The sequence below is a fragment of the Campylobacter sp. US33a genome (assembly GCF_004378855.1).
Taxonomy (GTDB): domain Bacteria; phylum Campylobacterota; class Campylobacteria; order Campylobacterales; family Campylobacteraceae; genus Campylobacter_D.
In genome coordinates this window covers 21,114-44,644 of the sequence record NZ_RYYL01000011.1, presented here as the reverse complement: position 1 = coordinate 44,644, position 23,531 = coordinate 21,114, and the positions used below count along the sequence as shown (strand labels likewise).

26 protein-coding genes are annotated in these 23,531 nt (G+C 29.3%); 14 read left to right on the top strand and 12 right to left on the bottom strand.

Annotated elements, in window-relative coordinates; genetic code table 11:
* Window positions 1-1,729 precede the first annotated feature (1,729 nt).
* Both ELQ16_RS10330 and ELQ16_RS08315 read left to right on the top strand, forming a co-directional pair.
* Window positions 1,730-1,894, top strand: coding sequence for a hypothetical protein (locus ELQ16_RS10330; RefSeq protein WP_243832619.1), 165 nt, complete (start codon window positions 1,730-1,732; stop codon window positions 1,892-1,894).
* A gap of 103 nt (window positions 1,895-1,997) precedes the next feature.
* A complete protein-coding gene (locus ELQ16_RS08315; RefSeq protein WP_134239090.1) occupies window positions 1,998-2,429 on the top strand; it encodes a hypothetical protein in 432 nt (143 codons plus the stop codon).
* Between the two features lie 950 nt (window positions 2,430-3,379).
* On the opposite strand, the gene purU is transcribed toward ELQ16_RS08315, so the two are convergent.
* Genes purU through ELQ16_RS08275 form a run of 8 tightly spaced genes read right to left on the bottom strand, consistent with a single transcriptional unit; the run spans window position 3,380 to window position 7,713 of the window.
* A complete protein-coding gene (purU, locus tag ELQ16_RS08310; protein ID WP_134239089.1) occupies window positions 3,380-4,207 on the bottom strand; it encodes a formyltetrahydrofolate deformylase in 828 nt (275 codons plus the stop codon).
* A complete protein-coding gene (locus tag ELQ16_RS08305; protein WP_134239088.1) occupies window positions 4,204-5,316 on the bottom strand; it encodes a CCA tRNA nucleotidyltransferase in 1,113 nt (370 codons plus the stop codon). The genes purU and ELQ16_RS08305 overlap by 4 nt, the downstream gene beginning before the upstream one ends.
* Window positions 5,285-5,668, bottom strand: a complete 384-nt coding sequence (locus ELQ16_RS08300) for a CiaD-like domain-containing protein (RefSeq protein WP_134239087.1) — start codon at window positions 5,666-5,668, stop codon at window positions 5,285-5,287. The genes ELQ16_RS08305 and ELQ16_RS08300 overlap by 32 nt, the downstream gene beginning before the upstream one ends.
* Entirely contained in the window at window positions 5,665-5,910 is a 246-nt protein-coding gene (locus ELQ16_RS08295; RefSeq protein WP_134239086.1) for a tol-pal system YbgF family protein, read from the bottom strand. The genes ELQ16_RS08300 and ELQ16_RS08295 overlap by 4 nt, the downstream gene beginning before the upstream one ends.
* Before the next feature lie 57 nt (window positions 5,911-5,967).
* Window positions 5,968-6,549, bottom strand: a complete 582-nt coding sequence (locus ELQ16_RS08290) for a LysE family translocator (protein WP_134239085.1) — start codon at window positions 6,547-6,549, stop codon at window positions 5,968-5,970.
* 1 nt (window position 6,550) lies between these two features.
* Complete coding sequence (locus ELQ16_RS08285; protein WP_134239084.1) at window positions 6,551-6,868, bottom strand: branched-chain amino acid transporter permease; 318 nt, start codon at window positions 6,866-6,868, stop codon at window positions 6,551-6,553.
* The gene (locus tag ELQ16_RS08280; RefSeq protein WP_134239083.1) at window positions 6,861-7,538 is read right to left on the bottom strand and encodes an AzlC family ABC transporter permease; all 678 of its coding nucleotides are present in this window, start codon (window positions 7,536-7,538) and stop codon (window positions 6,861-6,863) included. The genes ELQ16_RS08285 and ELQ16_RS08280 overlap by 8 nt, the downstream gene beginning before the upstream one ends.
* The gene (locus tag ELQ16_RS08275) at window positions 7,525-7,713 is read right to left on the bottom strand and encodes a hypothetical protein (RefSeq protein WP_134239082.1); all 189 of its coding nucleotides are present in this window, start codon (window positions 7,711-7,713) and stop codon (window positions 7,525-7,527) included. Before ELQ16_RS08275 ends, ELQ16_RS08280 begins: the two co-directional genes overlap by 14 nt.
* 123 nt (window positions 7,714-7,836) lie before the next feature.
* Between ELQ16_RS08275 and ELQ16_RS08270 the strand changes: the two genes are divergently transcribed.
* Window positions 7,837-8,214, top strand: coding sequence for a YbgC/FadM family acyl-CoA thioesterase (locus ELQ16_RS08270; RefSeq protein ID WP_134239081.1), 378 nt, complete (start codon window positions 7,837-7,839; stop codon window positions 8,212-8,214).
* A gap of 16 nt (window positions 8,215-8,230) precedes the next feature.
* Here ELQ16_RS08270 and ELQ16_RS08265 read toward each other — a convergent pair whose 3' ends face one another.
* The 4 genes from ELQ16_RS08265 to ELQ16_RS08250 form a co-directional block, all read right to left on the bottom strand.
* Window positions 8,231-9,235, bottom strand: coding sequence for a DUF5309 family protein (locus ELQ16_RS08265; protein WP_134239080.1), 1,005 nt, complete (start codon window positions 9,233-9,235; stop codon window positions 8,231-8,233).
* 527 nt (window positions 9,236-9,762) lie between these two features.
* Complete coding sequence (locus ELQ16_RS08260) at window positions 9,763-10,965, bottom strand: hypothetical protein (RefSeq protein WP_134239079.1); 1,203 nt, start codon at window positions 10,963-10,965, stop codon at window positions 9,763-9,765.
* A complete protein-coding gene (locus ELQ16_RS10200) occupies window positions 10,962-11,573 on the bottom strand; it encodes a uracil-DNA glycosylase family protein (protein ID WP_134239078.1) in 612 nt (203 codons plus the stop codon). Before ELQ16_RS10200 ends, ELQ16_RS08260 begins: the two co-directional genes overlap by 4 nt.
* Window positions 11,573-12,049 (bottom strand): GNAT family N-acetyltransferase, encoded by a 477-nt coding sequence (locus ELQ16_RS08250; RefSeq protein ID WP_134239077.1) that lies wholly within the window; start codon window positions 12,047-12,049, stop codon window positions 11,573-11,575. The genes ELQ16_RS10200 and ELQ16_RS08250 overlap by 1 nt, the downstream gene beginning before the upstream one ends.
* Before the next feature lie 133 nt (window positions 12,050-12,182).
* Between ELQ16_RS08250 and rpmH the strand changes: the two genes are divergently transcribed.
* From rpmH to ELQ16_RS08195, 11 genes are all read left to right on the top strand, one after another.
* Window positions 12,183-12,317: a 50S ribosomal protein L34 gene (rpmH, locus tag ELQ16_RS08245; RefSeq protein ID WP_134239091.1), complete on the top strand. Its 135-nt coding sequence runs from the start codon at window positions 12,183-12,185 to the stop codon at window positions 12,315-12,317.
* A complete protein-coding gene (gene rnpA / locus ELQ16_RS08240; protein ID WP_134239076.1) occupies window positions 12,314-12,649 on the top strand; it encodes a ribonuclease P protein component in 336 nt (111 codons plus the stop codon). Before rpmH ends, rnpA begins: the two co-directional genes overlap by 4 nt.
* Window positions 12,628-12,963: a membrane protein insertion efficiency factor YidD gene (gene yidD, locus ELQ16_RS08235; RefSeq protein ID WP_134239075.1), complete on the top strand. Its 336-nt coding sequence runs from the start codon at window positions 12,628-12,630 to the stop codon at window positions 12,961-12,963. Before rnpA ends, yidD begins: the two co-directional genes overlap by 22 nt.
* Before the next feature lie 12 nt (window positions 12,964-12,975).
* Window positions 12,976-14,577 carry a membrane protein insertase YidC gene (gene yidC, locus ELQ16_RS08230; RefSeq protein ID WP_134239074.1) on the top strand — a complete coding sequence of 534 codons (1,602 nt, stop codon included), beginning with the start codon at window positions 12,976-12,978 and terminating at the stop codon, window positions 14,575-14,577.
* Window positions 14,574-15,443, top strand: coding sequence for a Jag N-terminal domain-containing protein (locus tag ELQ16_RS08225; protein WP_134239073.1), 870 nt, complete (start codon window positions 14,574-14,576; stop codon window positions 15,441-15,443). The genes yidC and ELQ16_RS08225 overlap by 4 nt, the downstream gene beginning before the upstream one ends.
* Window position 15,444: 1 nt before the next feature.
* A complete protein-coding gene (gene mnmE / locus ELQ16_RS08220) occupies window positions 15,445-16,770 on the top strand; it encodes a tRNA uridine-5-carboxymethylaminomethyl(34) synthesis GTPase MnmE (RefSeq protein ID WP_134239072.1) in 1,326 nt (441 codons plus the stop codon).
* Between the two features lie 11 nt (window positions 16,771-16,781).
* Window positions 16,782-18,962: a phosphoribosylformylglycinamidine synthase subunit PurL gene (gene purL / locus ELQ16_RS08215; RefSeq protein ID WP_134239071.1), complete on the top strand. Its 2,181-nt coding sequence runs from the start codon at window positions 16,782-16,784 to the stop codon at window positions 18,960-18,962.
* A complete protein-coding gene (locus tag ELQ16_RS08210; protein WP_134239070.1) occupies window positions 18,962-19,732 on the top strand; it encodes a DnaJ family molecular chaperone in 771 nt (256 codons plus the stop codon). The genes purL and ELQ16_RS08210 overlap by 1 nt, the downstream gene beginning before the upstream one ends.
* A 109-nt stretch (window positions 19,733-19,841) precedes the next feature.
* The gene (locus ELQ16_RS08205) at window positions 19,842-20,162 is read left to right on the top strand and encodes a tetratricopeptide repeat protein (RefSeq protein ID WP_134239069.1); all 321 of its coding nucleotides are present in this window, start codon (window positions 19,842-19,844) and stop codon (window positions 20,160-20,162) included.
* 113 nt (window positions 20,163-20,275) lie between these two features.
* Window positions 20,276-21,808, top strand: a complete 1,533-nt coding sequence (gene purH / locus ELQ16_RS08200; RefSeq protein WP_134239068.1) for a bifunctional phosphoribosylaminoimidazolecarboxamide formyltransferase/IMP cyclohydrolase — start codon at window positions 20,276-20,278, stop codon at window positions 21,806-21,808.
* A 533-nt stretch (window positions 21,809-22,341) separates the two neighbouring features.
* Entirely contained in the window at window positions 22,342-22,752 is a 411-nt protein-coding gene (locus ELQ16_RS08195; protein WP_134239067.1) for an META domain-containing protein, read from the top strand.
* Window positions 22,753-23,531: the final 779 nt, after the last annotated feature.

Here is a 23,531-nt window from a genome sequence, read left to right as displayed (position 1 = left end):
GCTAAGCACATCGTGGGTGATGATACTACGCCTTACTGGCAGGGGGAAAGTAGCTCATTGCGGACTTGTTAATTCTTGTATAATTTATTTTATACTTCAAAGCTTCTTTTTTATCTGATTTATGTTATATCTTTATACTTATTATAGTTTTATTTAGTTTTTAACCAGTATATTTCTTTATGACTTGTAATATTTTAAACTTCTAATAATATTTTTCAAAACTTATTTTTATTTTATTATTCTTGAGCTTATTTTTTTAAATTTGTTTTTAGCTGCTTTTATTTTATAGTTTATTATTTATGCTGATTATTGTTTAATTAATGGTTTTTTATTATTGGTTATGAGATGCAATAGGTGTTGGCATACCTTTGGATTAGAAAGAGTTATTTTAGTATGATGCAATTGTTTGGATTTTAAAATTAAACAAATGGGGTTAAATTTTAGCATGGGTGTTTTTATTTTATTATCCTTAATGAATAATTCTTATTTGTTTGTTTGGGTTTTTAATTATTTAATTGTTCATAAAATCTTTCTATTTCTTTTGATGGATTTTAATCTTTGTAAATTTCTCCCACACAAAATCTTAAACTAAGACTTTTATATGCTTACAACTCCCCTCCATTCACCCATTTAACCACCATCCCTAAAAACAATAACCATTCTAATAAATAAAAATAATCCAAACAATAAATCTATAAAAATAAAAGATATAAAAGATATAAAATTAAATCAAGGTTTTTTTATCTATTAAAATTAGTAAACTCTTATAATAAAGATTTTAAAAATTTATAAAGATCAATACTTGTAAGTATATGTTTAAATTTCAACATTCACAAGTACATAAATGCGATATTTTATTGTATTTTTACATATAAAAATGGTTCAAGAAAAATGATTCTGCTAAAATTTAATTTAGGGAGAAACTATGATGAAATGCATTATAATTTAAAATAAGGTGTATTAAATTAATGTGTTAATTTCATGTCACAAATAGAAGTGTTATTTTTCGGATTTAATAGTAGCTTTAAAATCACTTATTACTTATACTCGTTTATTTTTTTATCAATCAATTACAAAACAATATTTCTTGGTTTTTAGTGTTGTTTGTTTTTAGGTTTATTGGGTGTAAAAAATTTTAGAAAGATTAAATATTTTTTATGACGTTTAAAGTGTTTGGAAGATATGAAGTGAGTTTTTAATAAATTATATTGCAAAATGCTACATTATTAAAATAAAAATGATTAATAAAAATCACCAAAGTCATTATCTTTTACTTTATTTACTTTCATCTTTTTAAGTGCTTGTTTTTTAAAGGAAAAGAAACCAGTGAGTTAGAAAACCTTGCAGTAATTATGGTAGAATTTATTCTTTAATAAGGCAATAAGAGAAGAGATATTGAAAAAAGAAAAGAGAAGAATTTCATAGTAAATATTTGCGTAGCGAAATCAAAGTAGGAAATGAAACTCATTTTGTGGATTTTACCTACTTAAAAAACAAATTCCCTCAAGTCCTTTCCAATGGTTGTAAATATTATCGTGATGATTACATCAATAGCTATAAAATAGGTGAGAAGTTAATTTTAATTTCAAAGATAAACCTGAATTTACATATTACGAAGATTAATTTAAAGCATATATGAGTGAAGAAACTTATAAAAAATTAAGACCTTATTTAGGTATGACAACTTATTATGTATGTAAAGGTAAAAATATCCTATAGTTTTTATATCATGATAGATTATAAAGTAAAAAATTATGGATTGTTTAGAGATGAAGGAAGAGAATTTAGCTTTACAAATACAAGTTATAGTTCTGCTGCTGACGGATCTTTTCATTGTTTTATTAATGGCAAATTTGTAAAAAGTGATGAAGAGTATAAAGGGGAAAGGCATTAATGAATTCTAAAGAACTTATCACTCAAATCAAAGACTATACTGATATATCCAATGTTAGCACATTTAATTGATGAGAATTTAATTCTTTCATAAAGGAGTAAATTTGCAAATTCCTATTTATTCTAAATTAAAAACAAAGCTAGAAAGTAAAGGAATAGACAATATATCAAGTGGGCAAATTGCTTGGTTTGTATGTAGTTTGATTCTTACTTTTACAATTTTTCTTATTTTCTATTTTAAAGCAATTATTGAAGATGGTGATAATTTATTTTTGATAATATTTAATTTGATTCACCCAAATGTCCTTATTCTCATCATATACTTTTGCATTCCTTTTAATCTATTATATATTTACAATGCTATTCCTTTGGTTTTGTCTAGTGTAATTATGTTTTTAATAGTTATGTATTCTGGGGTAGGCATATTGTTTTTGTTGGCTATTTTTAAAAGAAAGCTTATGTTTAGTATTTTATTATTCATAATGAGTTATATTTGTTCATATCTCTTGCTTCATGCAATTGGAACTTATCATTAGGATTTTATAAATGAAGCATTATGTAACGATTTATATTAATAAATTATTTGGAAAAATAACAAGAAATTTTAATATAAACAACTGAGTACTTATTTTGATTTCACCCACGCCTTTTTAGGACTTACCAAAGGCAAAAGTCCTGATGAGTTAGATACGATGAAATTTGAAAGAGATGTAAAATATTGGGATTACAATCTTGGTAAATTGGTAACTTTTAGAAAAGAAGAACATAAATAGTATGACACAACGACAACCAATGAATTCAATGATGGTTTTTGGGGTTTTGGATCTGGAATAAATTCTATTAATGTTGCAACCAATAAGATATTAAAAAATAATCAATATATAGCAAGGGAATATCTATGAATAATAAATTTATTTTGTTAAATTTATATTAGATTGTTTTATATGTTTTGGTATTGTGATAATCTCTCCATTTGTATATTCTATTTTAATAAAAGGTGAAGAATTTAGGTGGCTTTTAGCTCCAATGCAGTGGTTTTTTAATGTTGATATTCATACTATTAATGATATATCAGAATTTATTGTTGTTTTTTGTTTGTTAATCATTATTATAGTATTTATAATTAATATTTTTTATAAAATACATAGGATAAGTTTGAGTTTAATATTTATGGTTTGTTATGTTGCGTTTGTATATTATTTTTTTAGCCATATGAGATAAAATGATTTTTTATTATAAAAATTTAAGCTATAGATTAGAAACAAAAGAGTTATTAATTACATATAAGCTATGAAATTTATTCAAAATAAATTATTAATATATAATTTAATCATCAAATTTTAAAATTAAACAAAACAATAAAAACACAAATAAAATTTGCATGATATGGTTTTTTGGATTTGATAAATTTAAGAGAACTTATCAAAGCAAAGATATATACCAAAAGACCTTAGTTTGCAAATCTTTTGGTATAAGTAAATATTTATTAAAAAATAATGGTTTTATTTTTATAAATGAAAATTCTATCATCAAACACCAGATCTAAAGCTTTAGAAAGCACATTTTTTTCTACATTCCTACCCGCTTGTTGCATACTCTGCCAAGTGTCTTCGTGATTTACAGGGATAACCGCTTGGGTAATGATAGGACCTTCGTCCAGATTATTATTTACAAAATGAGCTGTGGCGCCTATGATTTTAACTCCTCTCTCATAAGCTTGCTTGTAGGGATTTGCACCTATAAATGCAGGCAAGAAGGAATGATGAATATTAATGATTCTTCCTTCAAAATGTTTAACAAAATCGGGCGATAAAATTCTCATATATTTTGCTAGCACAACATAATCAAAATCGTAATTTTGCAAACATTGCAAGATTAAATTTTCATGTTCCTTGCGTTCAAGATTACTTGCTTCAATGCTATGATAGGCAATATTAAATTTATCAACCAAACTTTTTAAAGTATCGTAGTTTGCAATGACGGCTTTTACATTGGCATTTAATTCGCCGCTATAATCTCTAATGAGTAAGTCTCCCAAACAATGCGCTTCTTTTGTTGCAAAAATCACAATATCTTTTTTTCTTTTCGTGTTTAATTCCACAAAAGCACCTTTTGGTAGCATTGCTTCAAGAGTACCAATAAATGCTTTTTCGTCAAATTCTCCTTCCAAAACAGAACGGAAGAAAAAACGATCTTCGCCTACAAATTCATCGTTTTTGATGATATTGATATGATATTTGAAAATAACATCAGAAATTCGGTAAATCAAGCCTTTTTCATCATTGCAGGAAATTTTTAATATATAATTTTTCATTTTTCTTCCTTATTTAAATAGTTTTGAATTTGTTCTTTTTTTAGCTCTTTAATTTTAATTGCCAAATCATTTCCTTTTAAACTTTGTTTTGTCAATAAATCGGAATTGATTTGGATTTTGAATTTTTGATCATAAATTTTAAGTCTTTTTGCTTGTTCTATTCTTAAATTGCTCCATAAACCAAGCCAATTCTTCAAAGGCATTTCAAGTGCAATTTCCATCATTTCAAAATCATCAATTTCATCTTGAAAATAAGCTTGCATTGAGCTTCTTAGTAGGGTTTTTTTGAGTTTTGTTTTTAGAAAAAATTCCCTTTGATCTATTTGAAAAAAATTCAGATAAAGATATAAAAATAAAGCCTCATCGTTGATTTTTTCTTGTGCTTTTTTAAGTAAATTTTGAAATTCATCATTTATAAAATGAAAACCAAAAATTTTTTCATCTAAATTTAATTTTTGCAAATATTCATACCCCAAATTTAAATGTTTTGTTTTGAAAAATTTATAAAGCTCTGTATTGATTCTATCAAGACTTAAATCACTTATATCCATTTTTTGCATCAGTTTGAGGCTTTCATCTGCGATGCGAAAATTAAATCTTGAAGCAAAAACGATTGCGCGCAAAATTCTTAAACTATCTTCTTGAAAGCTTTCATCATCAATATGGCGTATGATTTTATGATTTAAATCATAAATTCCATCATAAAAGTCTAAAAATTCATTATTAAATAAATTAATCATACAAGCATTGATGGTAAAATCTCTTCTTTTTGCAGCAATTTTTTCATCATGGCAAAGTTTTACTTCAAATCCCCTATGTCCTAGTGTTGTTTTAGATTCTGTGCGTGCGAGTGCTAAATCATAATTTTTATATTTATACACAAAAAAGCTTTTGCCAAATCCTTGAGCGCAAAGTTTTTGCATAATTTTTTCAAATTTTAAAGGCTCGATATCATAAATTTCTATATCATAATCATGAATATCAAGCCCTAAGAGTAAGTCTCTTACACTTCCACCCACCAAATAAGCTCTTTTTGTATAGGGCTTTAAAAAATCAGCGATAAAGGCTAATTCTATATTATTTTTTAAGTCTATCTTCGATATTTGCAAGCAAAAACTCTAAAAAATGAATGGTTAAATTAAGTCTGGATTCTAAATCTTGTTTTTGAGTATTATTTAGTCCTTCAAATAAGACTAAAATTCTTTCTCTAATATTTTTTAAAAACAATTCATCTGTGCTTAAAACTTCCTTCAAAGAAGTATCTTCAAAATGCTCATGGACGCTAAAGCTTTCTTTTTCCACTTCTTCTTGTGTTAAAATTTCATCATTTCTTTCAATATTTATTTCTTCTTTTGAAATTTCGATATTTTGCGCTTGTTCTAGCTGAGCTTGTTTAAATTGTTCTTCTAATTGAATATTAACTTCATCAATTGTTTTTTTTGCTAAATCTTCTAAATTCATATTCTTATTAACCACCTTTTAAATTCATTGATTTCTTTTTCACTTTTCATATGGATAAAAAAGTCAAGCATTTGAGAGTTAAGCTCTTCATGATAAGATTTAATACCACTAAGTCTTCTTACTGCATTTATGGCGTTTTGGTTATTAGGATCGTTTTTGAGTATGTTTTTATAAATTTCTAAAGCTTCATCTTTAAGCCCTTGTGCTTCATAAATTGATGCTTCAGTAATGGTATTTTTCATTTTTTTTCCTAAAAATTTTTTATAATTTTAACAAAAAGCAATTTAAGTTTATCTTTATTATAGTTCAAATAACAAGCTAAGTCCTAAAATCGCAACACATAAAGCACTAAATTTATTTAATTTTTTGATATGTTCGTTTAGAATTTTTCTTAAAAAACTTCCACCTGCAGCATAAAGACTTAAAACGATGAATTCTATCATTAAAATAATAAGAGTTAAAAGGAATAAATCGGAATAAGATTTTAAAAATGGAGGAAGCAAAGAAAGCATAAAGATCCATGCTTTTGGATTAGAAACTGCAGTGAAGAAGCCTTGTGAGATAAGAGTAAATTTTTCTTTTTGCGTGATTGTAATTTCTTTAAGACTTAAATTTGTCCGTAGCAAAATGAAGGCAATATAAAAAAGATAAAGGGCTGCTAAAATCTTAAATATTTTAAAAGCAAAATCGTATTGTAAAACAAAATGTGCCCCAAAGCCACAAATTAACACCACAATACCAAGACCTACAAGTTCTCCCAACATCATCCATAAGGTTTTTTTATAACCAAGACTAACTCCCAAAGAAAAGGCTAAACTCATACATAATCCTGGCAAAAGAGAGACTGAAGCAAAGGTTAGAATAAATAAAAAATAATCCATTTTATAATATCCTTAAGATGAATATATAAAAAATCGTGCCTAAAACTATGCTAATAAGCGCATTTTTAAATTTAAAATGAAGTAAAAATACAAAAATGCAAGCCAAAATCATATTCATTCCATAAGGACTTTGGGTAAAATCAACCTCATAAAAAGTATAGAAAAATAAAACAATGATGATAATTAAAGGCATATTTTTTTGGATGAAATCAAGCCTATGGTTTGAGTTTTGATTTTTGAAAATCAAATACGCCAAAACCCTTGTCAAATAAGTCCCCAAAAACGCTGCAAAAATCAATAATAAAGTCGCGCTAAACATATTTTTTCCCAAAATAAAGCAAGCTTAAAGCGCAGGCTATACAAAAGATTAACATATAAGACTTATCTATAAAAAATAAGGCAAATAAAGATATGAAAGTTGAAAACAATAAAATTTTAATATTTGGATTTTGTTTAAAAAGCTCATAGCTTAAAACTATAAAAAGCGCATTAAGGCTAAATTCAACCCCAGAATAGTCTATTTTAATGCTTTTTTGAAAATAAAACCCAAGCACAGAACCCAAAATCCAATAAAAATGATTTAAAGCGCAAATGTTAAAAATTTTAAAAGATTTTTCTCTTGTATTTAAATTTTCGAGATTTTTTTTAAAGCCACTAATGAGTGCAAAACTTTCATCTGTTAATGCAAACATAATGTAGTGTTTTAAAAAATTTAGCTTTTTAAAATCATCAAGCAAGGATAGAGTATAGAAAAAATGACGGAAATTGAGTAAAAAGGAGACAAAAAATACTTCTAAAAATCCAGCTCCTGCACTTACAAGTCCCACTAAAACAAATTGTCCAGCTCCTGCATAAACTATCACAGAACTAAGCAGGGTTTCTAAAAAAGTAAAATTATTACTAGCAGCTAAAATTCCAAAAGTAGCTCCTAAGGGTATGTAACCCATCAAAACGGGCAGGGTAAGGGTAAAAATATTATTTTTGTGCATTATTATTTTTTAAAATTTGATTTAAATAAGGCGTTTGGTTTATATCGATGCGTCGTTCTTGGTGTTGGTTTTGTTGTTGATGAGTTTTGATTTTGACATTTTCATCGTTAAAGTATAAATAATCAATTCCAAAAAGTAAAATGATAACAATAAGAAAAAAGATTAAAAAAACCATAACAAGTCCTTAAAATAAGTCCAAAATTATATCAAATTTCATAGCTTTTTAACCAAAAAAGTTACATAAAAGCTAGATTGTTGTATTATATTTTTTATTTAAATGAAAAATTTAGGAGTAAAAATGCAAATACGCGTGTATTACGAAGATACTGATGCGGGTGGAGTGGTTTATCATAGTAATTATTTGAAATTTTGCGAGAGAGCTAGAAGTGAAATATTTTTTTCCAAAAATGTGGATATATTTGACGCATCAAAGGGTCATTTTTTACTTGTTAAAGCAAATTGTAATTTTTTAAAACCTGCAAAATTAGGTGATATTTTAGAAATAAAAACAAAACTTTTAGAGCTTAAAAAGGCTTCGCTTGTGATAAGTCAAGAGATTTTTAGAAAAGAGGAAAAATTATTTAGTGCAGATTTTGTTTTGGCTTTCATTAAAAATTCAAAACCTGTCGCAATGGATGAAAAATTAAAGGAAGAATTTAAGCTTTTACTTGCTTAAATTCTTTTGAAAAAAATTAATTTTGATACACACTAACCATCTTTTTACTTGCCACAGAACTTAAACCCACTGCGATAGCAAAGGCGTCCGCATTTCTAACTTCTAGCGTGCCTTGAGTAAAAATTCTCTTTGCAAGTGCTGTTTTATCGGTTGGCACTTCTGATATTTTTGTTGGGATATAAAGTCCGTGTTTCATAAATGAAAAATCCCCAGCGATTAAGTAATCTGCTAAGTTATTTTCTTTGCTTAGCATTCTATGTAAATGAAAATTTACCACTCCAAAATCTGTCTCAATGCTTGTTTTTTCATTGCCTAGAATTCTTGTAGCGATTCTATTAATTGCTGCTTTTAAATCAGCCCCTACAAATACATCTTTAGCTGTTACGCCCTTATCCCAAATGCTTTGTAAAATTTGATTAAGCTTATCTTCTGTGAGTTCGGTCGCATTACCAGTCCAGTCACCGTTTTCATCAAAGGCTAAAACATTACCCCTTCTTCTATCACTAAAGCTTTTTGCATCTTTTGCGATATAGTAAAACATTCCAGCCATTTCACCCTCAACGCTTTCATTGGCTTGCACATATTCTTTAAAGACTGAAACCTTAGTGTCGCTATCTCTTCCCAAACCAAATAAAGCATACTCGATATCAAGCTTATGTTCTTTAGCTTTTTTACCCATTTGATAAGCCATTTCATTACCACCGTATTGTCTAGCCTTAAGTAATGAATCAGACACCATAGCTTCTGTTTTAAAAATTTGCGTTGCATTGGAAGTTTTTTGCACGGTATTTTTAGTTACTTCAGTTAAACCTGTGATTTCAAGGTTTTTATTTTGTTTTGGTTTTGCCAAAGTATCAGTAAGCCAAGAATGTAAAAGCGGGTTAGTTACGCTCGAAGTGCCAATCTTGGAAAGAATAGGCGTCTCATCAGGTCCTACTTGAATAATCGTTTCATAAACACTAGATCTAAGCTTTACATTTTTAGTCATAGGTGCGGTAAAGCCACTTGAAGTTAATGCCATTTTTTCTCCTTAAAATTAATTTTTAAGGATTTTACGAGAATTTTTTGGACAAAACTAGGGAATTTGTCCAAATTTGAAAAAATTGAGTTTTTTATTATGAGTTTTTCATCGTCATTCTGAGCAAAGCGAAGAATTTTTATTTAATAGACTGTAATTTTAAAAATTGGATTTTAAATTAAGTTAGATATAATTTCAGTGGGTAGAGTGCCAAAGGCAGCTACCTTTGGCATTTAATCACACCCAAAAAGGAGGTGATGAAAGATGTCACAAATCTTAATAGTTATTATACTACTTTGTATTTTAACTGTCAATGCCTATTAAGGTGATAAGTTAAAGCAAAGTCTCCTTAGCAATAAGGGGATTAAGATTTCCCTTTGGCTTAATTGTAGCATACCGCCTATTTTGCTAATATTATATTGGTTTGCGAATTTATTGTATGACAAGCCTTTAATATTGATAATTTCTTTGTATTATTTATTAAAAGCTTAAGTCATTTTTAATATTTAATTTTGTTACAAAATTTAAATCTATTTAAATTCTTTAAATTCTTCAAACGAATATCCCAGTCCTCTCATAAATTTAATATCATAGATTAATTGAGAATCTTGCATTTTTTCATCAAAAATTCTCTCAGAATCTTGACTTATAAATGAAGTATAAAAATAGTCAAGTCCTACGCTTGTAGCATAAGCAACCCAGTTATAATTAATATCTTGTCCAAAAATAGAATTAATATAAGCTAAACCTTGATCTTCATTAAAAATTGAATTGGCAATAATGAAGTTTTTTCTATCGTTGGTTTGGGTGATGCTTAAGAAAGTAGGATTGTAGTTAATTTGTGTTGATAAAAGAATATATGGAGAAATTTCATTGACACGCAATTGCGAACTTATAAGCGCGGTTTTGACTAAAGGCGTATTAAGAAAAATTGAAGCGTTGTTTAAATCTCCATTGGATTGGAATAATTGTTTAAAATCTAATTTAGCGCCATCAATTTTATAAAAACGAATAGGATTTTGAATTTGGGTGCTGATTTTTTCATTTAAGTGATTTGAAAGTGCTGAATTATCAGAAAAAACTGCAATATTATCATTGCTTAATTTTAATAAAGCCGCAATTTGCGCATCATAGTCAATACTACCAAAATAAATATTTGGATGAGAAATTTGGGTATTGTTTTTATGGACGGTTGGAATGAAAACCTTGATATTTTTAAGATGAGAATTTAAATAATTTGCACCTTTTAAAGTGAATCCAGCAATGGCGTATTGGTAATTTTGACTTTCGATTTCATCGAGTGCATTTTGGATATTTGCTTCCTCTTCGGTTCCTATGCGAAAAACTTTGACTTTAATTTGTGCTCTTTGTTTTAAAAGATAAGAAATACTTGCATTAATAATAGTGTTTGAATAGCTTTTAATGGTTTTTTCAGGCACAATAATAGCAAGCTTGATTAAGGCTTGTTTTTGTAAAATTTTATCAAAATCAGTAATAGAATTTAAAAGTTTTATATAAATATTATTAAGTAAATTATCTGCATTTTGTTGATTGAATTCACTTAAAAAGCTAAGATAAAGTTTTGATTCTAAGAGATCAAATAAACAACCACTGTCGCAATTTTGAGTGGAAAGTTTAGGATAAAAGTCTTTTGCGGGTTCTATTGGAGAGAGTTTTTGATTTTGCGCAAAAAGCAAATTTAAACTTAATAATAATAAAATTATTTTTTTCATAATATTCCTTTCAATTTGTGTAAATCTTGGATAAATACAGCTTCAGAACTAGGATTTTTAACAAGATAGTCCATATCAAAATTTGGCATAAATAAGCTATTATTAAAAGCAAAAATTTCTCCTCTTAATTTCGTAAAATTTTCAAAACCAAAATGGCAAAATGTGTCTTTGCCTAAACACAATACAATTTTTGGTGCAACAAGCGCAAATTCATTAAACCAATACGGTATGCAAGTTTGGAGCGAACTTGTATCTTTATAGGTATTAAAACATTTAAAAATATAAGACATATAAAAATCTTTACGATCTAAATTTAAGTATTTTTTCAGCAAATATTTCAGTTTTTCTCCCCATTTTGAGTCTAAAAGCTCCCCGCTTTCATTTTCGTTTTTGTCTGCAAAATCACTCACTATCATTAAAGCTTTATGTTGAATGTGTTTTTCTATCATTGCGTGTTTTTTTTGTTTAGACAAATGACAAAGTTTGCATTGTAATACTTGATGATACAAGGTTTTTTGATCATTTGTTAAGGTTTGATTGTAAATATCTTGTTCAATAAATTCATAACCAAAAGCTCTTAAATAGTATAAATCTTTAATTTTATTCATTATTTGCTTAAATTATTTAAAATTTCTCCATCAAGTCTATAAGTTCTCCACTCGTGCATATGTTTTGCTTTGAGAGAAGTATAAAAATCAATACCAATTTGATTGTCATTTAAACACACCCATTCTAGTCTTTTTAAGTTCTTTTCTTTGCAAATTTGTGCTAAATATTTAAAAACAGCCTTTCCAAAACCTTTACCCCTAAAATCCGGTTTAATGTAAATATCTTCAAGATACATTCCACCAAGCCCCAAAAAAGATGAAAAGGTAAAATAATACATTGCATAACCTATCATTTGCCCTTGAAATTCCAAAACTAAAGCTTTGGCATAGTTGTTTGTAAAAAAGGATTCTTCAAGTTCTTTTTCACTGCATTTTACTTCATCTAACATATTTTCATGTATGGCAAGTTCCTTAAGCAAAATGAGAATATTTTTTAAATCTTCTTTTTGTGCTTCTCTGATTCTAAAAGAGTTCATATGTTGATCCTTAAAAGGTTTTAAGTTTATAAATTTAGCAAAATAATCTAAAAATTACTCTTAATTAAAAGCAATTTTAAGTAATATTGAGATAAAATTCAGACTTTATTTTTACAATTTTAAGGAAATAGTGATGAAAAGAACATATCAACCACATAACACTCCAAGAAAACGCACTCATGGATTTCGTGTTCGCATGAAAAGTAAAAACGGTCGTAAAGTGATTAATGCAAGAAGAGCAAAAGGAAGAAAAAGACTGGCAGTGTGAGTAAATTTTTAAAAATCAACACTGAAAGAGAATTTTCTTCCATCTACAAAGAAGGAAAAAGATGGCATTGCGAGGGTGCTATTATTTTTTATTTTCAAGATATAGAAAATAAAATGGCAGTTGTCGCAAGTAAAAAGGTTGGAAAAGCGGTTGTTAGAAATAAATCTAAAAGATGGTTAAGGATGGCTTTTTTAAATTTGTCGCAGAATTTAGAAAAGGGAAAATATATTATCGTAGCCAAAAATGAGATTACACAGCTCTCTTTTTTTCAACTTGAAAAAAATTTAAAATGGGGTTTTAAAAAATTAGGATGTTTAAAAGTATTTGCATGAATATGGTTTTATTTTATCAGAATTTTTTAAGTCCACTAAAACCACGAAGTTGTAGATATTATCCAACTTGTTCTGAGTATGCTTTGTGGCAACTTAATAAAAATAGTCTCATTCAAGCATTATGTTTGATTATTGTGAGAATTTTAAAATGCAACCCTTTTTTTAAAGGCGGATTTGATTATCCTCGCATTCATAAAGATTTTACTATAGCCAATGCTTGCTTTCAACCTTTATTTTTAGCTCAAACAAGACTTAAATTTATTTATATTCCTTGTGATTATAAACATTTTTATCTTATTAAGATTATATTTTAAGGAAAAATTATTATGAATAACAACAACAATAACAATCCTACTCAACAAAAACGCATTTTACTTGCTGTTATTTTGTCTTTTTTGTTTTTTATCGTCTATGATTATTTTTTTATTCCTAAAAATCATATCACAGAACAAAATATTACCACTGTGCAAAATGCAAGTACTACCACGCAAGCAGCGCCGCAAACTCAAGTTACTCAAAGTGATTTAAAGCCTTCAAATACTCAAAATGTAAATAAAAACGATATTATTACAACCGTTAAAAGCAGTCATTTTGAAGCACACATTGATCGCATAGGTCGTATTGTGGCTTTTTATCTTAAAGATGAAAAGTATAAAGATGAAAATAATCAATCGTTAAATTTAATCTCAACTCAGTTTTCCCCTTTGCCTTTAGAACTTCGTTTTTCGGATCAAATTTTAAATAAACAAGCTTTTGAAAACAGTTATAAGGCTGATACTGCTATGCTTGATGTGAATTCTTCAAAAGGAGCAGTATTAAATTTAACTCAAAAATTAAATGATTTAATCGTGTATAAAAAAATCACTTTTTACCCACAAGGGAATTACGACATTGAAGTAAAATTAAGTAAAAATGCTAATTATTTTATAAGTCCAGGCTATAGACCAAATATAGCTGTAGATAGCTATACTGTACATGGAGCCTTGGTACTTGATAGTGAAGAAACTTTGCATACTCTTGAAGATGGCGATGTGGAAAAAGATGAGGTTTTCAATAAGGTTTTAATGACTTCGGCTTTTGATAGATATTATGCAACCTTTTTTTATAATTTTAACCAGCCTTTGCAAGTTACGATTTCTAAAGATCAAAATGATAATCCTATCGTTTTTGCCTTTTCAAATAACGAATTTAAGGCAGGTGGATATATAGGTGCCAAAGAGCACACCATTTTAAGGATGATTGATGAGCGTCTTGAAGCGGTTGTGGAGTATGGCTGGTTTACTTTTATTGCTAAACCTATGTTTGAATTTTTAAATTTTTTGCATAATTATATTGGAAATTGGGGTTGGGCTATTGTAATAATGACTTTGATTGTGCGTTTGATTTTATTCCCACTTACTTATAAATCAATGATTTCTATGAATAAGCTTAAAGATTTAGCACCGAAAATGAAAGAAATTAGAGAGCGTTACAAAGGCGATCCTCAAAAAATGAATATGCATATGATGGAGCTTTATAAAAAGCATGGTGCAAATCCTATGAGCGGATGTCTGCCTATACTTTTACAAATTCCAATTTTCTTTGCAATTTATCGCGTTTTACTTAATGCTATTGAGCTTAAAGCTGCGCCTTGGGCGTTTTGGATACATGATTTATCGGTAATGGATCCTTATTTTATCTTACCTATTTTTATGGGTGCAACAATGTTTATGCAACAGCTTATCACGCCAATGACTATTCAAGATCCTATGCAGGCTAAGATTATGAAATTTTTACCGGTAATTTTTACTTTCTTCTTTATCACTTTCCCAGCAGGTCTCACGCTTTATTGGTGTGTTAATAATATTTGTTCTCTTATTCAACAATGGGTGATCAATAAAATGTTTGCCAAAGAGCATCATAAAAAACATACGGAGCAAGCAAAATGACTATAGAGGCTAAAGATTTACAAAGTGCGATAACTCAGGCATCCATTCAACTTCAATGCTCAGTAATGGATATAGAATACACTGTTATTCAATATCCAAAGCAAGGTTTTTTAGGTTTTTTTCGAAAAAATGCCATTATAGAAGCACGCAGTGTTAAAAAGGTAAAACCAAAAGTAGAAAAAAAAGATTATAAAATTAAAACCGAGGAAAAAATAAGTAAGAAAAAAGATAGTGTAGAAAAGTTAAGAAATTTTACACAGGAAAAAAACAGCCATGAAGAGGTAAAAAAAGATTTTCTAGCTCAAGAAGAACACAAAGAGCAAGAGTCATTAAAAATCAAAAAGGAAAAATATGTAGTCAAAAGCGATGCAATTTTTGATTCCTTTCATAAAGAGAGCGAAGAAAAAAACACTGATCGTTTGGATGAAATAAAAATACAAGTAAAAACTTTAATTGATTCTTTAGGTTTTGATATTGAACTTGTTGAATTCCGTATGTATGATGATAATAATATTTTAATTAAGCTTGATGGCAAGGATTCTGCGTTGTTAATCGGCAAGGGAGCGTGTAGATATAAGGCTTTATCTTATCTTTTGCATAGTTGGATTAATTCAAAATATAATTTATTTATTAGACTTGAAATTTCTCATTTTTTAGAAAATCAAACTCAAGTAGTACAGCAATATTTACAAGGCGTGATAGAAAAAATCGAAAGCACGGGTAGGGCACAAACAAAGCCTTTAGATGGCGTTTTAGTGAAAATTGCTTTAGAGCTTTTAAGGGAGCGCTTTCCGCACAAGTATGTTGGAATCAGACAGTGTGAAGGCGATCAAAAAATTATCATAGTAAATGATTTTATAAAATAAAATGAATGATACCATCGTCGCGTTAGCAACAGCTCATGGGCTTGGTGCGATTTCTATTATTAGAATCAGTGGAACACAAGCTTATGAGAGTGCTTTAAAATTCCTTAAACAACCCATATTAAAACCACGATATGCACATTTTTGCAAGCTTTATGATAGAAATGATGAATTTATTGATGAAGCAATTGTGATTTATTTTAAAGCTCCTTTTAGTTTTACAGGCGAAGATGTTGTGGAATTTCAAATTCACGGAGGTACTGCATTAGCTCAGGTGGTGCTTGAAGAATTTTTAAACTTAGGTTTAAGGCTCGCAAAAGGTGGAGAATTTAGTAAAAGGGCTTGCTTAAATGGCAAAATGAATGTTTTAAAAGCTTTAAATATTCAAGATTTAATTCTTGCAAAATCAAGTCAAGGCGCAAAAATCATTGCTAGAAATTTAGAAGGAAAATTAGGAGTATTTTTAGATCAAATTCGTATGGATTTGGTTAAAACTTTAGCTTATGTTGAAACGAGTATTGATTATGCTGATGATGATTTGCCGCCAAATTTATTAGAACAAATTCAAAATATGTGCTTAAAAAATTCTAAACTTTTAGAGGATATAGTTGCCATTTCAAGATCCAAAAAAGGATTGATAGATGGTTTTAAAATAGTAATTTTAGGCAAGCCAAATGCCGGAAAAAGTTCTATTTTAAATGCCTTATTAAATTATGATAGGGCTATTGTTTCAGATATTGCGGGCACAACAAGAGATCGTATCGAAGAAAATTTAAAAATCGGTACGCATTTAGTTAAAATCATTGATACTGCGGGCATAAGACAAAGTGAAGATAGCATAGAACAAATAGGCGTGCAATTAAGCTTTAAGGCCATTGAAGATGCTGATATTATTTTAGCGATTTTTGATGCTTCAAGACCTAAAGATTTGGAAGATGAAGAGATTTTAAAGCTTTTGCAAAATTGTGACAAAAAAATCTTTTGGATTTTAAATAAAATGGATTTGCCGTGTCAATTCAACGAAGAAAATTTGAATTTTTTAAATTTAAGTGCTAAAAATGATATTACTTTGCTTGAAAATGCCCTGATAAATTATTTAGATCATCAACAAACATACGATTTGATTGCGACTAATCTTACCCTTATTCAATCTTGCGAAAATGCTAGCAAGGCAATTTTAAGAGCAAAAGATTTATTAAATGAAAATTCCTTAGAACTTTTTGCGTTTGAATTTAATTTAGCTATTGATGAGCTTGCAAAATTTACCAAAGATTTCAATCGAAGTGAAATTTTAGATGAAATGTTTGGTAATTTTTGCTTAGGAAAATGAAAGGTAGAAAAATGGATAAAGAAACGATTAAAGCACATAAAATCAGCGATGATGAATATGCTGAAATTTTAAATATTTTAGGTAGAGAGCCAAATTTACTCGAGCTTGGTGTGATTTCTGCGATGTGGAGCGAGCATTGTTCTTATAAATCAAGTAAAAAATACCTTAATGGCTTTCCAACCAAAGCTTCTTGGGTGATACAAGGTCCAGGAGAAAATGCAGGTGTGATTGATATTGGTAAAGGAATGGCAGCAGTTTTTAAAGTAGAAAGTCACAATCACCCTAGCTTTATCGAGCCTTTTGCGGGTGCTGCTACAGGTGTGGGTGGAATTTTGCGTGATGTTTTTACCATGGGTGCAAGAGTGGTTGCAGGAATGAATTCTTTAAAATTTGGTAATATCCACGATGAAAAATGCGGCAAACATCAAAAATACCTTGTCAAAGGCGTTGTGAGTGGAATTTCTCATTATGGAAATTGTATGGGAGTGCCTACGATTGGAGGAGAATGTGCCTTTGATGAATGCTTTAATGGAAATATTCTAGTCAATGCCTTTGCTTTAGGAATTTGCAAAAGTGAAGATATTTTTTATGCTAAGGCTGAAGGTATAGGAAATCCTGTGATTTATGTGGGTTCAAAAACCGGTAGAGATGGACTTGGTGGAGCTGTGATGGCGAGCGATAGCTTTACAGAAGAAAGTAAGTCTTTGCGTCCAACCGTGCAAATTGGCGATCCTTTCAGTGAAAAGCTTTTAATGGAAGCTTGTTTGGAGCTTTTTAAAACAGATTATATCGTTGGAATTCAAGATATGGGTGCAGCTGGTCTTACTTCAAGTTCTTTTGAAATGGCAGGAAGAAGTGGTAGTGGAATGAAGCTTTTCTTGGATAAAACACCGATGAGAGAAGAAGGAATGACTCCTTATGAATTAATGCTTAGCGAGTCTCAAGAAAGAATGCTAATTTGTGCTAAAAAAGGCTGCGAAGATAAAGTTATAGAAATCTTTAAAAAATGGGATTTAGACGCTGTGGTAATGGGCGAAGTTACCAATACGGGTAAAATGGAGCTTTTTTGGAATGATGAGCTTGTAGGGCTTATCCCAATAGAACCTTTAAGCGAAAAAGCGCCGATTTTAGATCGTCCAACTTCTAAACCAAAATACCTAGATGAAATTAAAAATTATAAATTTGAACTTAAAATGTCTCAACAAGAGCTTTTTGAAAAAATCTTGCAAAATGAAAATGCTAGCGATAAAAATTTTATTTATGATCAGTTTGATTCTAGCGTGCAAACTAATACCATAAAAGCCGATGGAGCTTTGGGTGCAAGCGTGATACGCGTTAAAGAAAATGGTGCAAGCGTAGCAATGGCGATAGAATGCAATTCGCGTTTAAATTATATCAATCCAAAAATTGGTGCTAGCATGGCAGTAGCAAGTGCAGGTAGAAAAGTAGCTTGCACAGGTGCAAAACCTTTAGCAATAAGTGATTGTTTGAATTATGGCAATCCGCAAAATCCTGAAGTCATGTGGCAGTTTGCACAGGGTTGCGAAGGTATAAAAGAAGCTTGCAAAGAGTTAAACACTCCAGTTGTAAGCGGAAATGTTTCACTTTATAATGAAAGCGATGGAGTAAGTATTTATCCAAGTCCAACCATAGTTTGCGTGGGTTTGAACGAAGATGCAAGTAAAACTTTGCCAAGTGCTTTTAGTCAAGAAAATATCAGTATTTTTGTTTTGGGTGAAAGCAAAGGGGAATTTGGAGCCTCTTTGGCGGCAAAAATTCAAGATGGCAAAGTAGAAGGAATGCTTTGTGAGTTAGACTATGAAGCAGAAATTAAGCTATGGAATTTACTCATAGAAGCTAATAAACAAAATTTACTTCATTGTGCCAATAGTGTTGGTATAGGTGGTATTGCTTTAACTTTGGCTAAAATGGCGGCTAGATCAAGCGTGGGAATTGAAGCAAAGATGAGTTCAAAACATAATGATATCATTTTTGATGAAAGTCCAAGTCGTGCCATAGTTGGGGTTTTAGATGAAGAAAAATTTTTAGAACTTGCGCAAAATTTTGATGTCAAAGTACAAAAAATCGGTCAAAGTGTGAGTGAAGCTAAGTTTGTTTTAGATGAAATTGGACTAGGAAGCAAAGAGCTAAAAGCTAAGTATTTTAATTCTTTTAAAGAAATGATGGAATAATGATTTATATTTTATTAATCATCGCTATTTTAGCGTTTTATTGGTATTACAAAACTTGGGGAAAACAAGATTTTTTAAACTCAGCTACGCGTGGAGCTAAAGGCTTTGCAAGGGGTTTTGCAAAGGGCGTTATGGAAGAAAGAATAGATGAGTTTAAAAGGCGTATGAATTACTATGTCATCGCACTTTTAGCAAAAATCGCAAAAAGCGATGGTAGAGTAAGCGAAGATGAAGCTGAAATGATCAGTCAAATTTTAGATGCAAATGCCAAAGATGAAAGAGAAAGGGCATTTTTAAAAGCAAGTTTTAATGAGCATAAAGATAATTTAAGCGATGCTTTTTATGTGGCAAAGGATTTTTTAAAAGAAGTTCCTTTGCCAAAAAACGAGCGTTTTAATGTTTTGCGTGTGCTTGTGTTTATGGCATTAATCGATGCAGATTTTAATAACAAAAAAAGAGAGATTTTAGAACAAATCGCAAAGGCTTTTGATATAGCAAAAAGCGAGCTTGATAATTTTATCGCCAGTCTTTCAAATTTAAAAAGCGGACAAAAAGAGTTAAGTCTTGATGAAGCCTATAGCGTTTTAGAGCTTTCAAGTAATGCAGATTTAAACGCGGTAAAAAAACAATACAGAGCCTTAGCTAAAAAATACCATCCTGATATTTTAAACGCAAATAATGTGAGCGAAGAAGAATTAAAAAAAGGTGTAGAAAAATTTCAAAAAATTAACGAAGCTTATGAAAAAATCAAAAAGCATTTAGAAAAATAAGAGTAAAAATGAAAAAGATAATTTTATTTTTGTTTGTTTTTTAGGAATTTTAAGAGCAGAGCAAGAATGGAAAGCGATAAAGAATGTTTTGATTTAGGGCTTTGGTATTATGAAAAAAAATAAATTTCGAAAGGGCAATGAAATAATGTCTAAGCTTTGCAAAGCTAATGTTTATAAAGCTTGTCGTAATGTAAGTATTTCTTATGAAAATGGATTTGGCGTAAAGCAAGATTATTTTAAAGCAAAAGAACTTTACGAAAAAGCTTGTAAAGGCAATGATTATGTTGCTTGTTTTAATTTAGGTATTATTTATAAATATGGACAAGGTATAAAACAAGATTATCAAAAAACCAATGAATTTTACAAAAAAGCTTGCGATGGTGGTCATAACACTGCTTGTTTTTATTACAATGCACAAGAAGTAAAATAAGATTTACTCACAGCTAAAAATTATTTTTCTAAAGCTTGTGATTTGGGAGAACAAATAGCTTGTGATAATTATTATGATTTAAATGAAGGTAAATTTTAAGAGAAAGGAAAAAAATGAGAGCATTATTAAGTGTGAGTGATAAAGAAGGCATAGTAGAATTTGGCAAAGAGCTTGAAAATTTAGGCTTTGAGCTACTTTCAACGGGTGGAACTTTTAAGCTTTTAAAAGAAAATGGAGTAAAGGTTGTAGAAGTTAGCGAATTTACAAAAAGTCCTGAGCTTTTTGAAGGGCGTGTAAAAACCTTGCACCCAAAAATTCACGGCGGAATTTTACATAAAAGAAGTGATGAAAATCATATTAAACAAGCAAAAGAGAATGAAATTTTAGGCATTGATTTGGTTTGTGTAAATTTATATCCATTTAAAAAAACCACTATAATGAGCAATGATTTTGATGAGATTATCGAAAACATCGACATTGGTGGACCTGCGATGATAAGAAGTGCGGCGAAAAATTACAAAGATGTTATGGTGCTTTGCGATCCGCTTGATTATGAAAAAACTATCAATGCTTTAAAAAACAATCAAAATGATGAAAAATTTCGCCTAAATTTGATGATAAAAGCTTACGAGCATACAGCAAATTATGATAGCTATATCGCAAATTATATGAATGAAAGGTTTAATGGGGGATTTGGAGCAAGTAAATTCATCGTAGGGCAAAAAGTTTTTGATACAAAATACGGCGAAAATCCTCATCAAAAAGGAGCTTTGTATGAATTTGATGCCTTTTTTAGCGTGAATTTTAAAGCCCTAAAAGGCGAAGCAAGCTTTAATAATCTAACTGATATTAACTCCGCGCTGAATTTAGCCAGTAGTTTTGAAAAAGCTCCCGCGGTAGCTATAGTAAAGCATGGAAATCCTTGCGGTTTTGCTATAAAAGAAAATTTGGTACAAAGCTATATACACGCGTTAAAATGTGATAGTGTGAGTGCTTATGGGGGTGTGGTGGCGATCAATGGCACGCTGGATAAGACCTTGGCTGAGAAAATCAATGAAATTTATGTAGAAGTTATCATTGCTGCAAATGTTACAGATGAGGCTTTAGCAGTATTTGAAAACAAAAAACGCATTAAAATTTTTACACAATTTAGCCCTTATTTAATCAGAAGTTTTGACAAATATGATTTTAAGCACATTGATGGAGGCTTTGTTTATCAAAATAGCGATGAAGTAAGTGAAAATGAGCTTAAAAATGCAAAACTTATGAGTCAAAGAAAGGCAAGTGAAGGTGAACTAAAAGATCTTGAAATTGCGATGAAAATTGCTGCATTTACCAAATCAAACAATGTAGTTTATGTAAAAAATGGCGCAATGGTGGCCATTGGAATGGGTATGACAAGCAGAATTGATGCCGCAAAAGCAGCTATTGCCAAAGCTAAAGAAATGGGACTTGATTTAGAGGGTTGTGTTTTGGCAAGTGAAGCCTTTTTTCCATTTAGAGATAGCATAGACGAAGCAAGTAAAGTGGGTGTTAAAGCCATAGTAGAGCCAGGTGGAAGCATAAGGGATGATGAAGTGATAAAAGCTGCCGATGAATACGGAGTGGCACTTTATTTTACAGGTGTAAGACACTTTTTGCATTAAATTTACAAATTTTTAAACAATCTAAAGGGCTAATTTATTACCATCTAAGCCCTTTTTCATCATTTTAATCCCATCTTTGTGCATTTTAACTTCAACTCTGTAATGTTGAATACAGCGAAATATCTTGTTATTCTGAACGAATGTGAAGAATCTTACAACCCAACTAAAACTATAAGCCTGTTTTCCGAACCTTAGATGAGGAATCTCTATATTGTAACTATTTTCTTAAATAGAGATCCTTCATCGCAAGGATTCAGGATGAGCAGATAAAGAACCTTTGTTTCACTTGGGATAACAAAATGTTGGTTTAAAGATAACGAAAGGTAAATTCTGGATGACAAGCACTCATCATTCTAAGCAATCTTTTCGTCATGTTGAGCATAGCGAAATATCTCTATCCTTCCCTAAAAAATACTATCTTTAAAACATTTCTATAAAAAATTTCTAAAAAAATATAAATATTTATTTAATTTACTAAAAAGGTTAAAAATACTGTGGCATAATCTTAAATATTTTAAATTCAAGGAGAATGAATGAAAAAAATTTCCATTTTAGCTTTAGGACTTTTGATGAGTGCTTGTGTTAAAAATGCCAGTCTTAGTATTATTGAAATTGAAAATAAAACCTTAAGTTTTGTTTCCATAGAAACCAATGGTAAACTTTATACTCCAAAAGAGGGTGGTGAAATACCGAGCATTACCTTTGAAAGAGATAGATTCTTCGGTTTTGCGGGTTGCAATCGCTTTTTTGGTGGTTTGGGTAATTTAGGTGATGAAGGTATTGAATTTAAAGGTGCTGCTGCGACTAAAATGATGTGTGAGCCTGAATCAATGAAATTTGAAGATAAAATATTAACAAGCCTTACAGGCATCTTTAAAATCAGTAAAAATGGCGATAATGGTTACACGCTCACAAAAGATGACATCGTCATTCGCTTAAAATGATTTTAAACACTCCATTTTGGAGTGTTTTTTGCGTTTTATTTATAATTATTTTATTTGTTTTTAAATTATTTTTCAATATATCAAATCATTCTCTCCTCGCAACTTATACTTTAAAGCACTTTCGGTGTATTCTTTTATCTTAAATTTCTCATATTTAACTTGCCTATATACTGTCATCTTGAGTGAAATAAAGGATTTTTATTTAAGAAAATAGTTACGATATAGAGATTTTTCATGTTACTCAGAATGACAAGTTTTCAAATAGGGTTTTGCTTTATTTAGTATTCACTTTCTAGAATTTTGTCTTAATTCACTTTTCATTTATTGTCAAGAATTTTTACTAAAGTGAGTATTTTAGTAACGAAATAATTAAAATTATAATAAATATAAATTATATAATTTGAATGTATTTTAAATAAAAAATTTCTAAATAAAATGATATTTATTATTATCTATAATTGTAAATATTTTATATCAAAAACAACTATTTTTCCATAAATAAAGTATAAATTTTTACAATTTTTTTTATCAAATTTATATAATATTTATCAAAAAAATTAAGATAAAATATAGTAAATAATAATATTTATTTTTTAAAATTAATTAGAATAATAAGTAAATATAAAATACAAAAACACTATCAAATTACTATAATATAGTGATTTTTAGAGTTCAAACTCTAATACTTATTGTTTAAATATAATTTAATATTAAATTTATTAAAATCAATTATAAAAATCTGCAAATTTTAAAAAGTAAATAAAAATTATCAAAGGTTG

What these genes read in the sequence shown, in the direction of transcription:
- ELQ16_RS10330 (WP_243832619.1), top strand. Translation starts at nt 1,730, where the DNA reads ATGATAGATTATAAAGTAAAAAATTATGGATTGTTTAGAGATGAAGGA.
- purU (WP_134239089.1), bottom strand. Translation starts at nt 4,207, where the DNA reads ATGAAAAATTATATATTAAAAATTTCCTGCAATGATGAAAAAGGCTTG.
- ELQ16_RS08300 (WP_134239087.1), bottom strand. Translation starts at nt 5,668, where the DNA reads ATGAATTTAGAAGATTTAGCAAAAAAAACAATTGATGAAGTTAATATT.
- ELQ16_RS08295 (WP_134239086.1), bottom strand. Translation starts at nt 5,910, where the DNA reads ATGAAAAATACCATTACTGAAGCATCAATTTATGAAGCACAAGGGCTT.
- ELQ16_RS08290 (WP_134239085.1), bottom strand. Translation starts at nt 6,549, where the DNA reads ATGGATTATTTTTTATTTATTCTAACCTTTGCTTCAGTCTCTCTTTTG.
- ELQ16_RS08285 (WP_134239084.1), bottom strand. Translation starts at nt 6,868, where the DNA reads ATGTTTAGCGCGACTTTATTATTGATTTTTGCAGCGTTTTTGGGGACT.
- ELQ16_RS08280 (WP_134239083.1), bottom strand. Translation starts at nt 7,538, where the DNA reads ATGCACAAAAATAATATTTTTACCCTTACCCTGCCCGTTTTGATGGGT.
- ELQ16_RS08275 (WP_134239082.1), bottom strand. Translation starts at nt 7,713, where the DNA reads ATGGTTTTTTTAATCTTTTTTCTTATTGTTATCATTTTACTTTTTGGA.
- ELQ16_RS08270 (WP_134239081.1), top strand. Translation starts at nt 7,837, where the DNA reads ATGCAAATACGCGTGTATTACGAAGATACTGATGCGGGTGGAGTGGTT.
- ELQ16_RS08265 (WP_134239080.1), bottom strand. Translation starts at nt 9,235, where the DNA reads ATGGCATTAACTTCAAGTGGCTTTACCGCACCTATGACTAAAAATGTA.
- ELQ16_RS08260 (WP_134239079.1), bottom strand. Translation starts at nt 10,965, where the DNA reads ATGAAAAAAATAATTTTATTATTATTAAGTTTAAATTTGCTTTTTGCG.
- ELQ16_RS10200 (WP_134239078.1), bottom strand. Translation starts at nt 11,573, where the DNA reads ATGAATAAAATTAAAGATTTATACTATTTAAGAGCTTTTGGTTATGAA.
- ELQ16_RS08250 (WP_134239077.1), bottom strand. Translation starts at nt 12,049, where the DNA reads ATGAACTCTTTTAGAATCAGAGAAGCACAAAAAGAAGATTTAAAAAAT.
- rpmH (WP_134239091.1), top strand. Translation starts at nt 12,183, where the DNA reads ATGAAAAGAACATATCAACCACATAACACTCCAAGAAAACGCACTCAT.
- yidD (WP_134239075.1), top strand. Translation starts at nt 12,628, where the DNA reads ATGTTTAAAAGTATTTGCATGAATATGGTTTTATTTTATCAGAATTTT.
- yidC (WP_134239074.1), top strand. Translation starts at nt 12,976, where the DNA reads ATGAATAACAACAACAATAACAATCCTACTCAACAAAAACGCATTTTA.
- ELQ16_RS08225 (WP_134239073.1), top strand. Translation starts at nt 14,574, where the DNA reads ATGACTATAGAGGCTAAAGATTTACAAAGTGCGATAACTCAGGCATCC.
- mnmE (WP_134239072.1), top strand. Translation starts at nt 15,445, where the DNA reads ATGAATGATACCATCGTCGCGTTAGCAACAGCTCATGGGCTTGGTGCG.
- purL (WP_134239071.1), top strand. Translation starts at nt 16,782, where the DNA reads ATGGATAAAGAAACGATTAAAGCACATAAAATCAGCGATGATGAATAT.
- ELQ16_RS08210 (WP_134239070.1), top strand. Translation starts at nt 18,962, where the DNA reads ATGATTTATATTTTATTAATCATCGCTATTTTAGCGTTTTATTGGTAT.
- ELQ16_RS08205 (WP_134239069.1), top strand. Translation starts at nt 19,842, where the DNA reads ATGAAAAAAAATAAATTTCGAAAGGGCAATGAAATAATGTCTAAGCTT.
- purH (WP_134239068.1), top strand. Translation starts at nt 20,276, where the DNA reads ATGAGAGCATTATTAAGTGTGAGTGATAAAGAAGGCATAGTAGAATTT.
- ELQ16_RS08195 (WP_134239067.1), top strand. Translation starts at nt 22,342, where the DNA reads ATGAAAAAAATTTCCATTTTAGCTTTAGGACTTTTGATGAGTGCTTGT.